A 20,634-nucleotide genomic window follows, 5' to 3' on the forward strand; every position below is an offset into this window, starting at 1 on the left:
CAACAACGCCATTGCCCAATACGAAGGCTATTACGCCAGCGTGTTCTACAGCTACTTCGCTGCCCTTGGCTTAGATATCCGCCTTGAAGACATCACCAATAAAGGCCGCATTGACATGGCGGTGTTGTTTAACCAACAAGTCTATTTGTTTGAATTCAAAGTCGTCGAAGCGACACCACAAGGCAAAGCCTTACAACAACTGCAAGACCGAGGCTATGCCGAGAAATACCGCAGCCGAGGTGAGCCGATTCACTTAATCGGGGTTGAGTTTAGCCGTGAACAGCGGAATGTGGTGGCTTGCGATTATCAGTTAGGTTGAGCAATGAATGTCTATTTAGTTTTGAAGCACATCCATCTCAGTTTTGTTGTCTTGAGTATTGGTTTAATGTGGTATCGGATGGGTTTGCGTTGGTTGCAACCTATCAAACTTCACCAGACGCGCTGGTTACGTTGGTTGCCTCATCTTATCGATACCTTGTTGTTATCCTCTGCTATCAGTTTGTGTTGGTTATCAAAACAATGGCCAGGGCAAAGTGCGTGGCTGACAGCGAAAGTGGTTGCTCTGCTGCTTTATATTGTGTTGTCGAGTTTGGCCTATAAGCGACTTCAGACAAAGTCGAGTCAACTGATTTGTTTTGTTCTGGCTCAAGGTGTTGTGCTCTATCTGATTGGTGTTGCTATTCACAAAACGCCATCAGCGTGGTTTTAAGCCCAAAAAAAGAACAACCCCCACCTATTGCTAGGCGGGGGTGTTTTCTGTCCATCCCACTTAATTCACCGGTTTAAACCGGCGTTGGGATTAGTGGAATTGCTCTTCTTCGGTCGAGCCGGTCAGCGCGGTCACGCTGGATTGGCCGCCTTGGATCACAGTGGTCACATCGTCGAAGTAACCTGTGCCGACTTCCTGTTGGTGCGACACGAAGGTGTAGCCACGATCGCGAGCGGCGAATTCTGGCTCTTGCACCTTCTCGACGTAGGCGGACATACCACGTTGTGCGTAGTCTTGTGCCAAGTCGAACATGTTGTACCACATGGAGTGAATACCAGCCAAAGTGATGAACTGATATTTGTAGCCCATTGCGCCCAGTTCGCGCTGGAATTTGGCGATGGTAGCATCGTCCAAGTTTTTCTTCCAGTTGAAGGAAGGCGAGCAGTTGTAAGCCAACAGTTTGCCTGGGAATTTAGCGTGGATTGCTTCTGCGAATTGACGCGCAAATTCCAGATCTGGGGTACCTGTTTCACACCAGATGAGGTCGGCGTAAGGTGCATAAGCCAAGCCACGGGAAATGGCTTGTTCCAGACCTTTTTTGGTTTTGTAGAAGCCTTCGGCGGTGCGCTCACCGGTCACGAATGGTTTGTCGTTTTCGTCGTAGTCAGAGGTCAGCAAGTCAGCGGCTTCAGCATCGGTACGAGCCAAGATCAGGGTTGGAACACCCAACACGTCGGAAGCCAGACGAGCAGCGATCAGTTTTTGCACAGCTTCTTGTGTTGGCACCAACACTTTACCGCCCATGTGACCACATTTTTTCACCGAAGCCAATTGGTCTTCGAAGTGAACGCCAGCAGCACCGGCTTTGATCATGGACTTCATCAATTCGTAGGCATTCAACACGCCACCGAAACCGGCTTCAGCATCAGCAACGATAGGTGCGAAGTAGTCGATGTAACCTTCTTGACCTGCATCAACGCCTTTGGAGTGTTGAATTTCGTCTGCACGTTTGAAGGTGTTGTTGATACGCTCAACCACTGCAGGCACCGAGTTCACTGGGTACAGCGATTGGTCTGGGTACATCGACATGTAGCTGTTGTTATCAGCAGCAACTTGCCAGCCGGACAGGTAAATGGCTTTGATGCCAGCTTTCACTTGTTGCATGGCCTGACCACCGGTCAATGCGCCTAAGCAGTTGATGAAAGGTTCGTTGTGTACCAGGTTCCACAGTTTTTCAGCTCCGCGACGAGCCAAAGTGTATTCCACTGGGAAGGAGCCGCGCAGGCGCTCCACGTCAGCAGCAGTGTAGCCACGCTTAATACCGGCCCAGCGTGGGTTCTCGGCCCAATCTTTTTCAATAGCGGCGATACGTTGTTCGCGAGTTGTCATGTGTAAAACCTCAGGTGTAGAAAAAATAATGTTGCTAAAGCGAGCCTAAGCCCTAACGTGTGCCTCTTGCACTAAACAAGAGCGCAACACAGGGTTGGATTACCCCTGTGTAAGCCAGACTCTGATAGTGAGTCTGGCCTTTACCTCAGCGCAGCAGACGATGTGATTCGTTGCTGTGCAGACCGATTTAACGGCATTGCGGAGAGGATTAGAGCATAAAAAAAAACGTCTGTGTGCACCGCACAACAAAAAAATGCTGAGTTTTTTTTGGGGTGTTCAATAGTGAAAAATGCAAAATAAAAACTGTCATTTTGCACACCTGCTAGCTTGTTTTTCCGAACTTCTACGGTTAAAAACGAAAAACCAGCCTGTCTTCCACAATTTATCCAGCCAGATTTTTTTAAACCTTATGTCATAGGCTCTTGAAAACCCCTACTGTTGCCACGACTATCGCCGCCACATCGATATCATCGAACCCTCTTACTCATTAAGGTATGTTATGACTCAAGCAGAACAACCCGATCCAATTCCTGTTGCTAATGATGAAGTGTCCGCTGCGACTGGTGAGACTTTGAGTTTTAATCAGCCAAACTATGATCAAGCGCAACAGATTGCCGAACTAGAAGCCAAAATTGCCGAGCTAAACGATCAGTTTTTGCGGGCGCGGGCCGAGATGGAAAACGTGCGCCGCCGCGCTGCTGAGGATGTGCAAGCGGCCAATAAATATGCGATTAGCCGTTTCGCCAGTGAACTATTGGCGGTGCATGACAGCTTAGAGATGGCTTTATCCGACACGTCCGGTCAGTTTGACACCCTGAAGGTCGGGGTCGATATGACCTTGAAACAGCTCAACAGTGCATTCGAAAAGGTGAATTTAGTCGCCATTCATCCATTGGGTGAAAAACTGGATCCTCACCAACATCAAGCGATCAGCATGATTGAACATGAAGCAGAACCGAATACGGTGGTGCATGTGATGCAAAAAGGGTATCGCTTGGTTGATCGTGTTTTACGTCCCGCTATGGTGGTGGTCTCCAAAGGGCGTGCTTAAGCCTGTATTAAGTTTCTCTTGAAACGGCAACACTCATCCCTATTTAGCAGAACAAGCATTAACACTCACATATCGGCAGCGATTTGTTTCGATCGGTGCCGTAAAAACAAAGTAAGGACAAAAAAATTATGGCAAAAATTATCGGTATTGACCTCGGTACAACGAACTCTTGTGTGGCAGTGATTGAAAACAGTCAGCCAAAAGTGATTGAGAACGCCGAAGGCGCACGTACAACCCCTTCCATTATTGCTTATATGGAAGATGGCGAGATTTTGGTGGGTGCACCGGCAAAACGCCAAGCCGTGACCAACCCAAAAAATACTTTGTATGCGGTGAAGCGTCTGATTGGTCGTAAGTTTGAAGAAAAAGAAGTCCAAAAAGACATCGATCTGATGCCTTTCAGCATTGTGAAAGCTGACAACGGTGATGCTTGGGTCTCGGTGCGCGATAAGAAAATGGCTCCGCCACAAATCAGCGCCGAAGTGCTGCGTAAAATGAAGAAAACCGCAGAAGACTATCTGGGCGAAGAAGTGACCGAAGCCGTGATCACGGTGCCGGCGTACTTTAATGACAGCCAACGTCAAGCCACCAAAGATGCTGGCCGTATCGCTGGTTTGGAAGTGAAGCGGATTATCAACGAACCCACTGCCGCCGCTTTGGCCTTTGGCATGGATAAATCCGAAAAAGGCGACCGCAAAATTGCCGTGTATGACTTGGGCGGTGGTACTTTTGACGTGTCGATTATCGAAATTGCTGATGTCGATGGCGAAAAACAATTTGAAGTGTTGGCAACCAATGGTGACACCTTCTTGGGTGGTGAAGATTTCGACCAACGCTTGATGGATTACATCGTTGATGAATTCAAAAAAGAAGCAGGTGTGGATCTGAAAAACGATGTGATGGCCTTGCAACGTTTGAAAGAAGCCGCAGAAAAAGCCAAGATTGAGTTGTCTTCGGCCCAACAAACCGAAATCAACTTGCCCTATATCACGATGGATGCAACTGGCCCTAAACATTTGGCGATGAAAATTACCCGCGCCAAATTCGAAACGCTGGTGGAAGACCTGATCACTCGTTCGATGGAGCCATGTAAAATCGCCATTAAGGATGCCGGTTTGTCGGTATCGGATATTGACGATGTGATTTTGGTTGGTGGTCAAAGCCGGATGCCAAAAGTCCAAGAAGCGGTTGAAGCTTTCTTTGGCAAAGCCCCACGTAAAGACGTCAACCCTGATGAAGCGGTTGCCGTGGGTGCAGCGATTCAAGGTTCGGTGTTGTCTGGTGATCGTACCGACGTGCTGTTGTTGGACGTGACCCCACTGTCGTTAGGGATTGAAACCTTGGGCGGTGTGATGACCAAGTTGATTCAAAAGAACACCACCATCCCCACTAAAGCATCGCAAGTATTCTCGACTGCCGATGACAACCAAAACGCAGTGACTATCCATGTGTTGCAAGGTGAGCGTGAGCGTGCAGCCGCCAACAAATCATTGGGTCAGTTTAATCTGTCGGACATTCCACCTGCACCACGTGGCATGCCACAAATTGAAGTGACGTTTGATATTGATGCGAACGGTATTTTGCATGTCTCGGCCAAAGATAAAGCGACTGGCAAAGAAAACAAAATCACCATTCAAGCCAGCTCTGGTTTGTCGGAAGACGAAATCCAACGCATGGTGAAAGATGCCGAGCTGAATGCGGAAGAAGATAAAAAACTGGCCGAATTGGTTCAAGCCAAGAACCAAGCAGAAGGTTTAATCCACTCGGTGAAAAAATCTTTGACTGATTACGGCGATAAGATTGGTGCCGATGAAAAAGCCAAAATCGAAAGCGCAATCAAAGAAGCTGAAGAAGCCGTCAAGAGCGATGACAAAGCACAAATTGACGCCAAATCCGAGGCGTTGATGACTGCGAGCCAAAAACTGGGCGAAATCATGTATGCTCAGGCGCAAGCTGAAGCCGGTGCGGCTCAGCCCGAAGGTGGCGCGAAGGCTGATAAAAAAGAAGATGGCAATGTTGTTGATGCCGAATTTGAAGAAGTGAAAAAAGACAAGTAAGACGCGTCATCGGGAGGGAACGGTTTGTCGGATGACGGGCCGTTCCTTCCTTTTTCTTGAACTCTTTCGCGTCCCACACCCCCTATGAGCAAACGAGACTTTTACGACATCCTTGGTATCAACCGTGATGCCGCTGATGATGAAATTAAAAAAGCCTATCGCAAACTGGCGATGAAATACCATCCGGACCGCAATCCGGACAGTAAAGAAGCAGAAGAGAAATTTAAAGAAGTCAAAGAGGCTTATGAAATTCTCTCTGACAGTCAAAAGCGTGCCGCTTATGATCAGTATGGCCATGCTGGGGTTGACCCACAAGCCGGTGGCTTTGGTGGCGGTGGCGGCGCAGGGTTTGGTGGCTTTGGTGATGCCTTTGCTGATATCTTTGGTGATATCTTTGGCGGAGGCGGGCGCAGCGGCGGTGGACGCAGTAATGTCTATCGTGGTGCAGACCTGCGTTACAACATGGAAATTTCGCTGGAAGAAGCAGCCAAAGGCTGTGAAAAACAGATTCGGATTCCGGCTGTCGAAACATGCGACATCTGCAACGGCAGTGGGGCTAAACCGGGGACACAGGCACAAACCTGTTCCACCTGCGGTGGTCACGGCCAAGTGCGGATGCAGCAGGGCTTTTTCTCGATCCAGCAAACTTGCCCAACGTGTCATGGTACCGGCAAGGTGATTCCTGAGCCTTGTTCAGCGTGTCATGGTTCTGGCCGCGTGAAAAAACACAAAACCTTGAACGTCAAAATTCCGGCAGGGATTGATGAAGGTGATCGCATTCGCTTAGCGGGTGAAGGTGAACCGGGGGTCAATGGTGGGCCTCACGGCGATCTTTACGTGGTGGCGCACATCAAACCACATGCGGTTTTCCAGCGTGAAGGACAAGATTTGCATTGTGAGATGCCAATCAGCTTTTCCACAGCAGCGTTGGGTGGCGAAATTGAAATCCCAACCCTCGATGGTGCTGCCAAGCTCAAAATCCCGCCAGAAACACAATCGGCACAGGTGTTCCGCTTGCGCGGCAAAGGGATCAAAGCGGTTCGTGGCACAACCTATGGTGATTTAATGTGCCATGTGGTAGTAGAAACCCCCGTTAAATTAACCGAGCGGCAAAAAGAGCTATTGCGTGAATTTGAAGCGATTAGCCAAGGCGATAGTGCGAAACACAATCCGCGTGCCAAGTCATTTATGGATAAATTGCGTGAATTCTTTGAGTAATTAAACGCAATATTCAGGCAACAAAAAACCCCGTGATAAGCGGGGTTTTTTGTGACTAGCTAATGAAATTATTCATCCATCTGGCTTTGCAGATAGTTTTGTAAGCCGATCTTATCGATCAGTTCTAACTGTGTTTCCAGCCAATCGAGATGTTCTTCTTCGCTTTCGAGAATGTCTTCTAATAAGTCACGCGTGACATAGTCTTTGACATGCTCGCAGTGGGCGATGGCTTCGCGCAGTAATGGAATAGCTTCATTCTCGAGTTTGAGATCACAGGCCAGCATTTCTGCAGTATTCTCACCGATATACAACTTGCCCAAGTCTTGCAAGTTAGGCAGGCCTTCGAGAAACAAAATACGTTCGATAATTTTATCGGCATGTTTCATTTCATCGATGGATTCATGATATTCATGCTCGTTCAGTTTTTTTAAGCCCCAGTTTTTATACATACGGGCATGTAAGAAATACTGATTGATGGCTGTCAGTTCGTTTTTCAGAATCTGATTTAAGAACTTAAGTACTTTTTTATCGCCTTGCATCACACGACCTCCTAACAGGGATTCACCTGTTAAGGTTATTCGTTATTGCAGGCAAAAGCTAGGCTTACGCTAAAATTTTCCGTTTATGTCGGAATGAGAGGCAAGTTGAGAAATAACCACTAAAACGAGGATTAGGCCGCGACAGGCAAGGCTTTGGCTGTGTTGTGTTGGTTGGCCAGTGTGTCTTGCAAAATTTCATGAGCACAGCGCGCACAGGCACCGCATTCTGAAGCAACCCCAAGGCACCGGTTGAGATCGCGCAGGCGTGTGGCGTGGCCTTCGGTAACGGCAGCACGGATTTGATGATCTGTAACACCATGACACAAACAAACATACATGATGCGGCCCTCAAAAATTAGAGATGAGAAACAATATCAACTGCATTGTGGTTTATTTGAGAATCGATGTCAATTACTGTGATGACACATTGTGTGTGCTGGCTGCCAGTGCGCGACGAGGTTGGGCGTATAATCATATTTTTGCGGTGAGTTGAGACGGGGGATCAACATGACACAATGGAAACCAAATGCCACAGTGGCAGCGATTGTTGAACGCGATGGACGTTTTTTATTGGTTGAGGAACATACCAAACAGGGGATTCGCTTTAACCAACCTGCCGGTCATTGGGAATATGGCGAGAGCTTGCAACAAGCGGTGATTCGCGAAACACAAGAAGAAACAGGCTGGTTGGTTGAGCCCTACGCGCTATTGGGCATCTATACCGCTCCAGCAGCAGAACAATGTACCTATCTGCGTTTTGCGTTTTTATGTCGCCCTATCACCGAAACGGTGAATGCCACCTTGGATGACGGCATTATTGCGGCTCACTGGCTGACCCTAGAACAAATTCGTGCCTGCCAATCACAACACCGCAGTCATATTGTGTTGCAGTGTGTTGAAGATGCGCTTGCTGGCAAACATTATCCCTTGTCTTTGATTCAAGAATTTCCTCCATGTTAACTTCGAATAAAAAACGTATTGTTGTTGGATTATCCGGTGGTGTGGATTCCTCGGTGACTGCCCATTTGCTAAAACAGCAAGGCCATGAAGTGGTCGGTGTGTTTATGCAAAATTGGGAGGATGATAACGACGATGAATATTGCTCGATTAAGCAAGATGCCCTCGACGCGATGAGTGTGGCCGATCGGCTGGGTATTGATATTGAGATTGTCAATTTTGCACACGAGTATAAAGAGCGCGTATTTTCGTATTTTCTACAAGAATATCGTGCAGGCCGGACACCTAACCCCGATGTATTATGTAATGCCGAGATTAAATTTAAGGCATTTCTTGATTATGCATTGACACTGGGGGCGGAGTGTATTGCCACTGGACACTATGCGCGAAAATTGGAACAAGACGGCAAGCATTACCTATTAAAAGGGGTGGATGCCAGCAAAGACCAAAGCTACTTTTTATATCGTCTCAACCAATATCAATTATCGCGAGCCTTATTTCCTTTGGGCGAACTGCATAAAACAGCGGTCAGACAGATTGCTGAAGAAATTGGTTTACACAATGCAGCAAAAAAAGATTCGACCGGAATTTGTTTTATCGGCGAACGGCCTTTCCGTCAGTTTTTACAGAATTATTTGCCCACTGAACCCGGCGAAATGGTGACAGAAACCGGACGTGTTGTGGGGCAACACCTTGGATTGATGTATTACACCTTGGGTCAACGTAAGGGCTTAGGTATTGGTGGTGAGGGTTTGCCGTGGTTTGTTGCGGCAAAAGATATTCCGAATAATCGTCTGATTGTGGTGCAAGGCCATGACCACCCGCTGTTGCTGAAAGCAGATTTACACGCAGAACAACTGTCATGGACGTTAGATCAGCCGCCTACGGCTGGCCATTATGCTGCTAAAAACCGGTATCGGATGGCCGATGCGGAATGTGACATCCAAACCGTGGTGAATGGCCGATTAACCGTTCATTTCCCACAAAAACAGTGGGCCATTACCCCGGGGCAGTCTGTGGTGTTATACGATGGTGATATCTGTCTTGGTGGTGGGATTATTCACAGTTAAGGCATCTTGTGTGGCCTCATCTTGTGAGATGAGGTCTTCGGTGTACTTCTTCGATGAGAAAACTTTACTGGTGGGATAAACATCCCACACGGTAGCTGCTGCACAAAAAAATCTGCTACGATGACTGTCCTTTTATGACTTGGAGGTTTGCCGAGCTTGGCTCGAATTCCTATGGACAGTTCTAGTTTGTGTGATCGTTCACTTTCCTTGCCGCTGGTTGTTTCCTTTTTTCCCTCATGCTTTCCGCTGTTTGTCTATTCTGTTGCTGTTGATGGAGGCACAGAATGGAAATCTTAATTTTGCTCGGTTTGATCGTACTCAATGGCGTGTTTGCCATGTCAGAAATTGCTTTGGTCACCGCGCGCAAAGCGCGTCTGAGCAAATTAGCCGAAGAAGGCAATGGTTCGGCGCGTATTGCCTTAACCCTCGGTGAAGACCCCACCAAATTTCTCTCAACAGTCCAAATTGGTATTACATCGATTGGTGTATTGAACGGTATTTTCGGTGAAGCGATCTTAGCTGCACCATTAGCCCAATCGTTACAGTTGCTTGGTGTGGAAGCGGCCCTTGCCTCGTTTAGTGCAACCGCCATTGTGGTGGTATTGGTGACTTATATCTCGATTGTGGTGGGTGAATTAGTCCCCAAACGATTAGGGCAGATGAGTCCAGAGGCTATTGCCTGCCTTGTTGCACGTCCGATGCAATGGTTAGCGATGTTGACCCGCCCATTTGTGATGTTATTGAGTCTTTCAACCCATTCTTTGTTGAAGTTGCTCGGTGTGAAACAGAACACCCAAAGTAGCGTCACCGAAGAAGAAATTCAGGCGATCTTGGCAGAGGGTTCAGAAGCTGGCGTGATTGAAGAAAACCAACGCGATTTATTACGCAATGTGTTCCGGTTGGAAGAGCGTCAACTTGGCTCGCTGATGATTCCTCGTTCTGAAGTGGTATTTATTGACACCACGCTGTCGTCAGAGGAAAACTTGCAACGGATGGTCGATTCTAAACATTCTCGGTTCCCCGTGTGTCAAGGCAGTTTGGATCAAGCCGTTGGGGTATTACATGCCAAACAAGCGTTGGCACAGATTACCCGTGGCGAGCAACCAAATTATTCCGCAGACTTAATGCCATGTGTCTATGTCCCAGAAACGTTGACTGGTATGGAGCTATTAGACCAATTCCGTGCCAACAATATGCAGATGGTGTTTGTGATTGATGAATATGGCGAAGTTGAAGGGATTGTGACGCTGCAAGATGTGTTAGAAGCGGTGACGGGTGAGTTCACGCCACAAAATGGTGAAGATGCATGGGCGGTGAAACGTGAGGATGGCTCGTGGCTGTTAGATGGCACCATTCCGATTTTGGAATTAAAAGACTGTCTTGCCCTCAAATTGGTACCAGAAGAAGATAAAGGCCGTTATCACACTCTCAGTGGCATGGTGATGTTGTTGTTAGGGCGAGTGCCAAAAACCAGCGATTACACGGAATGGCATGGCTGGCGTTTTGAGGTGGTTGATATGGATGGTAAGCGTATTGATAAGGTGTTGGCTTCGCCTTTGCCTCCATTGGAAATCGCACCGCAGCCACCAGAGACATAATCTCAACACAGCAAACATAAAAAAAGGGCACATCGTAAGATGCGCCCTTTTTTCTGTTGCAACGGCAGAAATTAAGCTTGAGTGCCCAATTCTTTGGCCAGATACAACCATGTTTCAACCACGGTGTCAGGGTTCAGCGACACAGTTTCGATGCCTTCTTCAACCAACCACTTGGCAAAGTCAGGATGATCGGATGGGCCTTGGCCACAAATACCGACATACTTATTCAAGCGGCGGCAAGTCGAAATTGCCATGTGCAACATCGCTTTAACAGCGGGGTCACGCTCATCGAATGTCGGGGCGATAGGGCCACCGGAATCACGGTCCACACCCAAGGTCAGTTGGGTCATATCGTTGGAACCGATGGAGAAGCCATCGAAGTATTCGAGGAACTGTTCTGCTAACACGGCGTTGGTTGGCAATTCGCACATCATGATCAAACGCAGATCATTTTTGCCGCGCTCTAAGCCAAACTCTTTCAGAATATCGACAACTTTGGCCGCTTCGGTCAGTGTCCGCACGAATGGAATCATCACTTCCACGTTGGTCAGACCCATGATGTCGCGCACTTTACGGATGGCACGGCATTCCAGCTCAAAGCAATCGCGGAATTCTGGTGCAATGTAGCGAGCCGCACCACGGAAACCAATCATTGGGTTTTCTTCGTGTGGTTCGTACAAGCTGCCGCCGATCAAGTTGGCGTATTCGTTCGACTTGAAATCGGACAAACGCACAATCACTTTTTTCGGCCAGAAAGCGGCAGCCAGCGTGGCAACCCCTTCCGCAATTTTGTCGACATAGAAATCAACTGGGCTGGCATAGCCGGCGATGCGGTCGGTGATGGTGGCTTGTAATTCAGGATCTAAACGATCGAATTCGAGCAAGGCTTTCGGGTGAATACCGATTTGACGGTTAATCACAAACTCCATCCGAGCCAAGCCAACGCCTTCGTTTGGCAACTGGGCGAAGTCAAACGCCAATTCAGGGTTACCGACGTTCATCATCAATTTAACAGGGGCTTCTGGCATTTTATCCAGCGCTAGATCAATGATTTCGATGTCGAGTAAACCGTCGTAAATATGACCTGCATCACCTTCGGCACAAGACACGGTGACCTGCATGCCATCTTTCAGCATTTCTGTTGCATTACCGCAACCAACAACCGCTGGAATGCCTAATTCACGCGCAATAATCGCAGCGTGACAGGTACGACCCCCTCGGTTGGTGACGATGGCGGCTGCACGTTTCATCACCGGCTCCCAATCGGGGTCGGTCATGTCGGTGACTAACACATCGCCTGGTTTGACACGATCCATCTCGCTGGCATCTTGAATCAAACGCACCACGCCTTGGCCAATTTTTTGACCAATAGCACGGCCTTCAACCAGCAAAGGCGATTTGTTTTTCAAGCGATAGCGGCGCAGGGTATCAACACGCGATTCTTGCGATTTGACGGTTTCTGGACGGGCTTGCAGGATGTAGAGCTTGCCATCCACCCCATCTTTACCCCACTCGATGTCCATTGGACGCTCGTAGTGTTTTTCGATAATCAGGGCAAAGCGTGCTAATTCTTCCACGTCGGCATCCGACAGCGAGAATTGGCGGCGCAATGCTGGCTCAACGTCCAATGTGCGTACCGAACGACCAGCTTCGCGGTTCTCGGTAAACTCCATTTTGATCAGCTTCGAACCCATGTTCTTACGCAAAATAGCAGGACGGCCTGCTTGTAGCGTTGGTTTGTGAACATAGAATTCATCAGGGTTGACAGCACCTTGCACCACGGTTTCGCCCAAGCCATACGAGGCTGTCACGAACACCACATCGTCAAAGCCCGACTCGGTATCGATGGTGAACATCACGCCAGCGGCACCGCAGTCGGAACGCACCATGCGCTGAATACCGGCGGATAAGGCGACCACGTCGTGAGCAAAGCCCTTGTGGACGCGATACGAGATAGCGCGGTCGTTATAGAGCGAAGCAAAGACATGTTTGATGGCACCCATCACATTGTCAAAGCCGCGAATGTTCAGGAAAGTTTCCTGTTGACCTGCAAACGAAGCGTCAGGTAAATCTTCGGCTGTGGCGGACGAACGCACCGCAACCGAAATTTCTGCGCCAGAATCCGCTACCATTTGCTCGTAAGCAGTGCGGATTTCGTTTTCCAGCTGAGCGGGGAAAGGCGTATCAACAATCAGTTGACGGATTTCTTTACCAACGCGGGCCAGTTCCACGACATCTTCGACGTCGAGCTTGGCAAGCATCTCGTTGATACGATCCGACAAACCGTTGTGAGCCAGAAAATCGCGATACGCTTGGGCGGTTGTCGCAAAACCACCGGGGACACGCACACCGGAACTGGCAAGTTGGCTAATCATTTCGCCAAGCGATGCATTTTTACCACCAACGTGTTCCACGTCGGTCATACGTAGCTTGTCGAACCAGACAACGTAATTCTCTGCCATTATCAAGCTTCCTGTTTTGGAGGGGGATGACGATGAGGGGGACTAAGAAAGGCCGCATTCTAGCCGAAACCGCAGCTAAAACGTAACATTTTGCAGTGCACAAAATGGAAGAAAAGCCAAAATTTTTAGCTTTTCACCTGTATCTTGCTCACTTTTTGTTAGGAAAGCACCCGTATGCCACACCGCCGCTCTGCTTTTTTTATCTCAGATCGCACTGGAATTACCGCCGAATCGCTGGGTCATACCCTACTGACTCAGTTTGATACCTTGGAGTTTAAACGTGAAACTTTACCTTTTATCGACACCGTCGAGAAAGCCGAGGAAACGGCTCGGCTGATTCGAGATCGGGCAGAATATGATCATCACAAACCCTTGGTATTTCTCAGTATTGTTGACCGTGCGGTACAACATGCTTTGCTGAGTATCAAAGATCATGCGGTGGTGGTGGATTTCTTTGAAACTTTTATTGGGGCGATTGAGCAAGAATTGGGTATGACCGCTTCGCGGCAAGTGGGTAAATCTCATGGCATTGGTAATGACGAAAAATACGGCCACCGCATTGATGCGGTAAATTTCTCGCTCAACCACGATGATGGGGTAAAGCCGCGTGATTTGGATGAGGCGGATGTGATTTTGGTTGGGGTGTCGCGCTCGGGAAAAACGCCGACCTGCTTATACCTTGCTTTGCAATACGGCATTAAAGCAGCTAACTACCCTCTCACGCCTGATGATTTTGGGGCACCGACTTTGCCAAAACTCTTGTTGCCCTATCGCAGTAAATTGTTTGGCTTGACCATTCAACCGGATCGTTTGGTACAAATTCGCAGCGAACGGCGGCCAAATAGTCATTATGCCTCGTTAGACAATTGCCGTTTTGAAGTGGCTGAAGCAGAGGCGATGTTCCGCCATCACCGCATTCCGTATATCACCACTACCAGCAAATCGATTGAGGAAATCGCCACCACCATCATGCACCAAACCCATCTCAAACGTCGCTTTTAAAATTGGCTATTTTTCTTGTGGCAGAGCACCGAAACAGGGTGGCTCTGCTATGATCAGTTTTGATAATTTTTCATTCTTTCTTCGTGCTAACCCTTATGTCAGATATTCTTCAAACCATTCTGCAAACGAAACATCAAGAAGTCGCTAAAGCCCGTGCTGGATTGCCTTTAGCCGAAATTCGCGCCCAAGCCGAAGAGCGGCACGATGTGCGTGATTTTGTGGCAGCGATTCGTGCTAAGCACGCTGCACAACAGCCGGCAGTGATTGCAGAAATTAAAAAAGCCAGCCCTTCAAAAGGGGTGATTCGTGCTGATTTCGACCCTGTGGCGATTGCACAAAGTTATGCCCAATATGGTGCGGCGTGTCTGTCGGTGTTGACCGATGAGCAATATTTTCAAGGGCAAGCTGCTTATCTACAGGCGGCACGGGCGGCATGCAACTTACCGGTGTTGCGAAAAGATTTTATGGTCGATCCCTATCAAATTTTTGAAGCACGGGCGATGGGGGCCGATTGCATTTTGTTGATTGTGTCGGCTTTAGACGATGCTCAGTTGCAAGATTTTGAAGCGCAAGCCATTGCCTTGGGGATGTCGGTGTTGGTCGAAGTCCATGATGCAGCAGAACTGGAACGCGCTCAGCGTTTACAAACGCCGCTGATTGGGGTCAACAACCGTAATCTCCGCACATTTGAAGTCAGTATTCAACACACCCTTGATTTGCTGCCAGATTATCAGCCTCAGCGGATTGTGGTCACAGAAAGTGGTATTCGGACGCCGACGGAAGTGGCACAGCTACGGCAACAAAAGGTAGAGACTTTCTTGGTGGGTGAGGCATTTATGCGAGAAAACGACCCGGGAATGGCATTAGAACGCTTATTTTCTGCGTCAGTGAGCTAGCATAAATATCAGCAATGCGCGCAAAATAACACAGCGATACCTAAAAAAAGTAGGCTGTGTTGACTTTGCCTCGGCTAAGCCAAACACATGTTGCCTTGCTCGACCTTCCATTCCACTAGAGGATTTGTGATGTTAAAGAAATCTGTTCTTGGCTTAGTGATCAGTTCACTGTTGTTAAGTGCGTGTGCAACCGATCAATATGGCCGTCCACGCGATATGAACAACACCGAAAAAGGCGCCATCATGGGCACTTTGGGTGGTGCTGTGGCTGGTGCGTTAATCAACCATAAAAATCGGGGTAAAGGTGCGTTAATTGGTGCGATTGGCGGCGGATTGGCCGGTACTGCCATTGGTGCGTACATGGATAACCAAGCCAAAGACTTCACCCGCAGTTTGACGTCTGAGATTCAATCAGGCGCTATCACCGTGGTCAAAAACGCCGATCATTCAATCGTGGTGACCATGACGGATAGCACTGCTTTTGATGTGAATTCGTATGCGATTAAAGGCGGTTTTTATCCAACGATGAATAAGATTGCCGATATTGTGAACAAGTACGGCAAAACAACGCTGACCATTACGGGTCATACCGATAGCAGTGGCAGCGATCGAATCAACCAACCGTTGTCACAAAATCGGGCAAAAGCGGTCAATGACTACCTCGAAGGGCGCAATGTTGCCCAACAGCGGTTGTCGTACTACGGTTTAGGCGCAAAACAACCCCGTGCGTCAAATGCTACCGAGGCAGGTAAACGCCTCAATCGTCGAGTGGAAATCCTGATCCAAGCCGTTCAAGCCTAAGCATCTGCTGTGGTTTTTCTTGAAAGCTTGCTATGCCGCGCTTGCCTACCAACACTCCGCTAAAGTCGGAACAATTTTCCATCCAGTCTTGGCGTGCCATGCAACGCCGCTGGCGGGTCTATCCGCTATTGGGGGCGGGGTTGGTGGCAGGGGTGGTGTTGGTGATGAGTTTATTGATTGAGCGTTCGGAAGAACAACGCGAAATCGATCGCCTACGCAGTGACATCACGACGCAGGCCAGTCAATTACGTGCTCGCATTGAACATGAAATCAACGCGCCGCTGCATTTAAGTTTTGGCCTGAGCACCTTTATCAGTGGCAATCCCGAATTTACCGAAGACCAATTTGCTCGTATGACGCAACAGATGTTGCGCGTGAACAACCATGTTCGCCATATTGTGGCCGCCCCTGATAATGTGGTGCGGTATGTGGTGCCATTAAAAGGGAATGAAAAGGCCATGGGCCTTGCCTATATGCACCATCCCGAACAACGCGATAGCGTGTTGCAAATTATGCGTACAGGTAAGCCGATGGTGGCGGGGCCGGTGAACTTGGTACAAGGGGGACAGGCCTTTATCAATCGAGTGCCGATTTTTATTTCTAACGAAGATCACCCTCGCTATGGCGAATATTGGGGTTTGTTGTCGGTGGTGATGAATAGCACCACGCTTTTACATGCTACAGGTATCGATAAACCTTATCTGGGATTGGAAATTGGTTTGCGCGGTCGTGATGGTCTCGGTGCTCAAGGTGGCATGATTTATGGTAAGGCCGAGGTCTTCGAGCACCGACCTGTGTTGCTAGAGGTCAATCTTCCCGGTGGTTCGACATGGCAATTGGGGCTGGCGCCGCAACAAGGTTGGCATCATGCGGTGTGGGCGGACTCGAATTTATTGCGCTATCGCATTCTCGGTATCAGTCTTGCGGTGATGGTGGGCATCATGGCATTTTTGTGGTTAACCCATTTGCGCCGTTTACGTGAGCAAGACGATAAATTACAGCTACTAGCCTGTGCTTTTGAGCACAGTGCCGAGGCGATTTTTATCAGTGATGCCGAAAACCGCATTATTGCAGCCAACCCCGCGTTTACCCGTCTGACGGGTTATGCGTTGCCAGAAATTTTGGGGCAGAACCCAAGCGTACTATCTGCAGGACAAACCCCCACCTCGGTGTATGAGGCAATGTGGATGGGTTTGGAACAGCATGGACATTGGCAGGGTGAGATTTGGGATAAACGCAACAACGGCGAGATTTATCCGAAGTGGCTTAACATCTCGGTGATGCGTAACAGTAAGCACGAGGTGATTTATTACATTGCCAGTTTCACCGACATCACCGATCAAAAACGCAATGAAGAAAAAATTCGTCATCTTGCTCATCACGATTATCTGACGGGCTTGCCCAATCGTTTTACGCTACATCAGCGCATGGCTGAGGATATTCGACAAGCGAAACAAGACTGTGCCATGTTGGCCGTGCTGTTTATCGATTTAGACCGTTTTAAACCGATTAACGATACCTATGGTCATGAAGTGGGTGATAAGTTGTTGATTGAAGTCGCGAATCGGTTGAAGGAAACCGTCCGCCGTAATGATGTGGTGGCGCGATTGGGCGGTGATGAGTTTGTGGTGGAGTTGTTACAACTGGGGCATGTCAATGAAGCAGCGGCTGTCGCGGAGAAAATTTTGCATCGCCTCGGCGCGGCTTATCACATCGAAGGTCACGAGCTCTATACCACGCCCAGTATCGGTATCAGTTTGTTCCCCACTGATGCTGATCAGGCCGATACGCTGTTAAAACAAGCAGATACTGCGATGTACCATGCCAAAGCACAAGGTCGCAATGTCTATCGCTTTTTCAATCACGATATGCACCCGATCAGTGAGTTGGAAGACTTCTAACCTTTTTTCTAAAACAACAAAAACGTAAAAAATCGCCACAATGTCGTTTTATTTGATATGGCTCAAATATTTTAGGTAGTGTATCTCTACACTCATCACTGTCTCATCTCGATCAGTGAGGGCTTTATCATGATGAAAAAAATCGCAGTGGCCATTGGCTGTAGTCTGTTGATGGGGGGCTCGGTGGTGGCGGCACCGATGAATGAGCCAATTCAACCGATTCAGCCCGCGAAGGTGAAAAACCCCGCTATGGTAGAGCTGGGCAAGAAATTGTTTTTTGATGTTCGCTTGTCGCGTTCTGGCTTTATTTCCTGTAACTCCTGTCACAATTTGTCGATGGGTGGGTCGGACAACCTGAAAACATCGATTGGCCACAACTGGCAAAAGGGGCCGATCAATGCGCCGACTGTACTGAATTCCAGTCTTAATTTGGCTCAATTTTGGGATGGCCGCGCAAAAGATTTGAAGGAACAAGCCGGTGGGCCAATCGCCAATCCGGGTGAAATGGCCTTTACCCACGAATTGGCCGTCGATGTATTGGCCTCGATTCCTCAATATGTGAATGAATTTAAAACGGTATTTGGTGACAAGAATGTCAACATCGACCGTGTGACACAGGCTATCGCAGCATTTGAAGATACTTTGGTGACACCTGATTCCCGTTTTGACCAGTGGCTGAAAGGCAACAAAAAAGCCTTAACGGTACAAGAGTTGCGCGGTTATCAAACTTTTAAAACCAGTGGTTGTGTTGCTTGTCACAACGGACCCGCTGTCGGTGGAAATTCTTTCCAGAAGATGGGTTTAGTGCAGCCTTATGCGTCGACCAGCCCAGCAGAAGGCCGAGTGGCGGTGACGGGGAAGGATGCCGACCGCTTTAATTTCAAAGTACCTACCTTGCGTAATGTGGAATTGACCTATCCCTACTTCCATGATGGTGAGGCGGCTACTTTGCATCAGGCAGTCGATATCATGGGGCGGTTACAGTTGGGCCGTCAGTTCAGTAAGCAGGAAGTAGAAGATGTTGTTGCCTTCCTCAAAACATTGACGGGTAAACAACCTGATTTCAAATTGCCAATTTTGCCACCGTCTAGTGAAAAAACCCCGCCTCCACGCCCATTTGATTGAGCTAACGATCGGTCTTAGAGAAACGAAACCCCTTGTGTTGAGCAAGGGGTTTTCGGTAAAAAACGGCAAAACATCGCCGTACATAACACGAACCGACACAAATATCACCGCAGGCACAGGTGCCAGCCCCTACATCCCGCAACGGCGCTGGTCAACCCTCGAAAATATCTTCTAACCGCTGCGCCTGAGTTAACGACACTCCCCATTGCTGTAACTGATCCGGCGTTGCTGTCCGTAACCGCGACAACACCCAATCCGGCAACGGCTGACCAAATTTTGTTTCGATCATACTGCGGAGGAATATTTTCATGCCTTCCTCACGACCTTTCTGCATACCTTCTTCTAAACCCTCTTCACGCGCAGTGATGATGTCGGTGTTGTAATCCCACACTGCCCGTTCGCGTGCCAATGCCCGTAACCGTTCTTCCTTGGTCTGGCTCATTTGCTCTAAGGATTGCAAGACAGTCATTACCGGTGTGTGTGTCAGCTGTGCCATGATGTGTTGCTCTTCGATATATTGCCCAGAATATCAACCGATGTAAGCGGATTCGCCACTAGGCAATCCACCTTATCACGGTGTATGTCGCCTACAACATCGAACCGCTGCGAATGGCTGTTTTTTCATGGTGTGTTGTTCGTATACCGCTTCAGTCGTTTGGTAGGCACAAGACCTGTGCCTACCCTACCTGAATAGCATTGTGAATTGACTTAAAGAAAACATCACCGTCGTAGTAGTTCAACTTAACCAGATCAGTACCATTTGCAGTGAAGGTAAATCCATGCGCAAAAGGTAGCGAATTAAAGCCCTCCCACGTGATGGTATGCATACCACCATTGGTGATTTTGAGGATCAAACTGTCAGCCACAGACGGCCAATCTGCCGTCGTTATAGAGATGTTCCCAGCAACAGTAAGAAGATGAATTTTTCCCTCTGTCCTCCGCAGGACAACCGTACCGCTAGAGACGATTCCGTGACTATAGGTTGACGTATTTATTGCGTTGTTCTTCGACAGATTTGCTTTGTATTGGCGTAGTGCTTTTTTATCAATTTCTTTCTTATGAGCGCGGCGGTGACAATTAGGGCAAAGCGCAATCAGGTTCTCGAATTCATGTGTCTTGCACTCTTCCCACGGAGTAATGTGGTGAATGTCGATTTCTGTCTCGCGACACGTTGGAATTGAGCAACGATGCCCAGCCTCAATTAATACTTTCCGTCGTAGTTCAGCCGGAATTGCATCTCGCTTGGAGTTTACGTTATCACTCATAGAAATACCCGCGCCATCTAATGGCATAACATGAAATATACACCTTTGCAGGTGTATATTTGGTTTATCTGTGTGTATCATTAGCTCGGTAGTCTAGCCTAGTAGTGCCCACCACCTCATTTGCTAGACTGAATCTGCTTTACACAACATCGAACCGCCTCACCCTTGATTGAGTGGGGCGTTTTTTTGGGATGTGATTGGTGATGGGTGAAAACTCTGTTTACCCTACCAATCTAACCCTCGAAAATATCCTCTAACCGCTGCGCCTGCGTTAACGACACCCCCCATTGCTGCAACTGCTCCGGTGTTGTTGTCCGTAACCGCGACAACACCCAATCTGGCAATGGCTGACCAAACCGCGCCTCGATCAATGTTCGGAGGAGGGTTTGCATGCCATCTTCACGGCCTTTTTGAATACCTTTCTGCATACCTTCTTCTAAACCTTCTTCCCGCGCAGTGATGATGTCGGTGTTGTAATCCCACACTGCCCGTTCGCGTGCCAAAGCCCGTAACCGTTCTTCCTTGGTCTGGCTCATTTGCTCTAGGGATTGCAAAACAGTCATTACCGGTGTGTGTGTCAGCTGTGCCATGATG

Annotated in this window: 20 protein-coding genes; 13 read left to right on the plus strand and 7 right to left on the minus strand. The window is 48.5% G+C overall.

The window, feature by feature from the left end; translation table 11 throughout:
• Both ACTBZS_RS08350 and ACTBZS_RS08355 read left to right on the plus strand, forming a co-directional pair.
• The coding region (locus tag ACTBZS_RS08350) for a PD-(D/E)XK nuclease domain-containing protein (protein WP_463043820.1) at positions 1-319 on the plus strand (319 nt) is incomplete at its 5' end.
• Between the two features lie 3 nt (positions 320-322).
• The gene (locus ACTBZS_RS08355) at positions 323-709 is read left to right on the plus strand and encodes a SirB2 family protein (RefSeq protein ID WP_463043821.1); all 387 of its coding nucleotides are present in this window, start codon (positions 323-325) and stop codon (positions 707-709) included.
• Between the two features lie 90 nt (positions 710-799).
• Here ACTBZS_RS08355 and aceA read toward each other — a convergent pair whose 3' ends face one another.
• Complete coding sequence (gene aceA / locus ACTBZS_RS08360; protein ID WP_022654726.1) at positions 800-2,098, minus strand: isocitrate lyase; 1,299 nt, start codon at positions 2,096-2,098, stop codon at positions 800-802.
• Between the two features lie 499 nt (positions 2,099-2,597).
• Here aceA and grpE point away from each other — a divergent pair, with 499 nt between their 5' ends.
• From grpE to dnaJ, 3 genes are all read left to right on the plus strand, one after another.
• Positions 2,598-3,149 carry a nucleotide exchange factor GrpE gene (grpE, locus tag ACTBZS_RS08365; protein ID WP_463043822.1) on the plus strand — a complete coding sequence of 184 codons (552 nt, stop codon included), beginning with the start codon at positions 2,598-2,600 and terminating at the stop codon, positions 3,147-3,149.
• A 128-nt stretch (positions 3,150-3,277) separates the two neighbouring features.
• The gene (gene dnaK, locus ACTBZS_RS08370) at positions 3,278-5,206 is read left to right on the plus strand and encodes a molecular chaperone DnaK (RefSeq protein ID WP_460430694.1); all 1,929 of its coding nucleotides are present in this window, start codon (positions 3,278-3,280) and stop codon (positions 5,204-5,206) included.
• A gap of 84 nt (positions 5,207-5,290) precedes the next feature.
• Positions 5,291-6,424: a molecular chaperone DnaJ gene (gene dnaJ, locus ACTBZS_RS08375; protein WP_460430693.1), complete on the plus strand. Its 1,134-nt coding sequence runs from the start codon at positions 5,291-5,293 to the stop codon at positions 6,422-6,424.
• A 68-nt stretch (positions 6,425-6,492) separates the two neighbouring features.
• Here dnaJ and bfr read toward each other — a convergent pair whose 3' ends face one another.
• Entirely contained in the window at positions 6,493-6,963 is a 471-nt protein-coding gene (bfr, locus tag ACTBZS_RS08380; protein ID WP_022654722.1) for a bacterioferritin, read from the minus strand.
• Positions 6,964-7,094: 131 nt separating this feature from the next.
• The gene (locus tag ACTBZS_RS08385; RefSeq protein ID WP_022654721.1) at positions 7,095-7,301 is read right to left on the minus strand and encodes a bacterioferritin-associated ferredoxin; all 207 of its coding nucleotides are present in this window, start codon (positions 7,299-7,301) and stop codon (positions 7,095-7,097) included.
• A gap of 169 nt (positions 7,302-7,470) precedes the next feature.
• Between ACTBZS_RS08385 and ACTBZS_RS08390 the strand changes: the two genes are divergently transcribed.
• The 3 genes from ACTBZS_RS08390 (at position 7,471) to ACTBZS_RS08400 (ending at position 10,588) form a co-directional block, all read left to right on the plus strand.
• The gene (locus ACTBZS_RS08390) at positions 7,471-7,923 is read left to right on the plus strand and encodes an NUDIX hydrolase (RefSeq protein ID WP_463043823.1); all 453 of its coding nucleotides are present in this window, start codon (positions 7,471-7,473) and stop codon (positions 7,921-7,923) included.
• Entirely contained in the window at positions 7,917-8,990 is a 1,074-nt protein-coding gene (mnmA, locus tag ACTBZS_RS08395) for a tRNA 2-thiouridine(34) synthase MnmA (protein WP_463043824.1), read from the plus strand. The genes ACTBZS_RS08390 and mnmA overlap by 7 nt, the downstream gene beginning before the upstream one ends.
• Positions 8,991-9,274: 284 nt before the next feature.
• The gene (locus tag ACTBZS_RS08400; protein ID WP_463043825.1) at positions 9,275-10,588 is read left to right on the plus strand and encodes a hemolysin family protein; all 1,314 of its coding nucleotides are present in this window, start codon (positions 9,275-9,277) and stop codon (positions 10,586-10,588) included.
• A 71-nt stretch (positions 10,589-10,659) separates the two neighbouring features.
• Here the strand turns inward: ACTBZS_RS08400 and ppsA are convergent, their stop codons facing one another.
• Entirely contained in the window at positions 10,660-13,050 is a 2,391-nt protein-coding gene (gene ppsA / locus ACTBZS_RS08405) for a phosphoenolpyruvate synthase (protein WP_460430686.1), read from the minus strand.
• Between the two features lie 174 nt (positions 13,051-13,224).
• Here ppsA and ppsR point away from each other — a divergent pair, with 174 nt between their 5' ends.
• From ppsR to ACTBZS_RS08430, 5 genes are all read left to right on the plus strand, one after another.
• Positions 13,225-14,052, plus strand: a complete 828-nt coding sequence (gene ppsR / locus ACTBZS_RS08410) for a posphoenolpyruvate synthetase regulatory kinase/phosphorylase PpsR (RefSeq protein ID WP_022654365.1) — start codon at positions 13,225-13,227, stop codon at positions 14,050-14,052.
• A gap of 95 nt (positions 14,053-14,147) precedes the next feature.
• Entirely contained in the window at positions 14,148-14,948 is an 801-nt protein-coding gene (gene trpC / locus ACTBZS_RS08415; RefSeq protein ID WP_463043826.1) for an indole-3-glycerol phosphate synthase TrpC, read from the plus strand.
• A gap of 129 nt (positions 14,949-15,077) precedes the next feature.
• Complete coding sequence (locus tag ACTBZS_RS08420; protein ID WP_022654367.1) at positions 15,078-15,749, plus strand: YiaD family glycine zipper/OmpA-like lipoprotein; 672 nt, start codon at positions 15,078-15,080, stop codon at positions 15,747-15,749.
• Between the two features lie 32 nt (positions 15,750-15,781).
• Positions 15,782-17,650, plus strand: a complete 1,869-nt coding sequence (locus ACTBZS_RS08425) for a sensor domain-containing diguanylate cyclase (RefSeq protein ID WP_463043827.1) — start codon at positions 15,782-15,784, stop codon at positions 17,648-17,650.
• A gap of 129 nt (positions 17,651-17,779) precedes the next feature.
• Complete coding sequence (locus ACTBZS_RS08430) at positions 17,780-18,775, plus strand: cytochrome-c peroxidase (RefSeq protein WP_463043828.1); 996 nt, start codon at positions 17,780-17,782, stop codon at positions 18,773-18,775.
• A gap of 151 nt (positions 18,776-18,926) precedes the next feature.
• Here the strand turns inward: ACTBZS_RS08430 and ACTBZS_RS08435 are convergent, their stop codons facing one another.
• The 3 genes from ACTBZS_RS08435 to ACTBZS_RS08445 all read right to left on the minus strand — a co-directional run.
• Positions 18,927-19,271 carry a hypothetical protein gene (locus tag ACTBZS_RS08435; RefSeq protein WP_463043829.1) on the minus strand — a complete coding sequence of 115 codons (345 nt, stop codon included), beginning with the start codon at positions 19,269-19,271 and terminating at the stop codon, positions 18,927-18,929.
• 181 nt (positions 19,272-19,452) lie between these two features.
• Positions 19,453-20,040, minus strand: coding sequence for an HNH endonuclease (locus ACTBZS_RS08440; RefSeq protein ID WP_463043830.1), 588 nt, complete (start codon positions 20,038-20,040; stop codon positions 19,453-19,455).
• Positions 20,041-20,273: 233 nt separating this feature from the next.
• Positions 20,274-20,634: hypothetical protein (locus ACTBZS_RS08445; RefSeq protein ID WP_463043831.1), on the minus strand; the 361-nt coding region annotated here is incomplete at its 5' end.

Source organism: Aquaspirillum sp. (assembly GCF_055136605.1).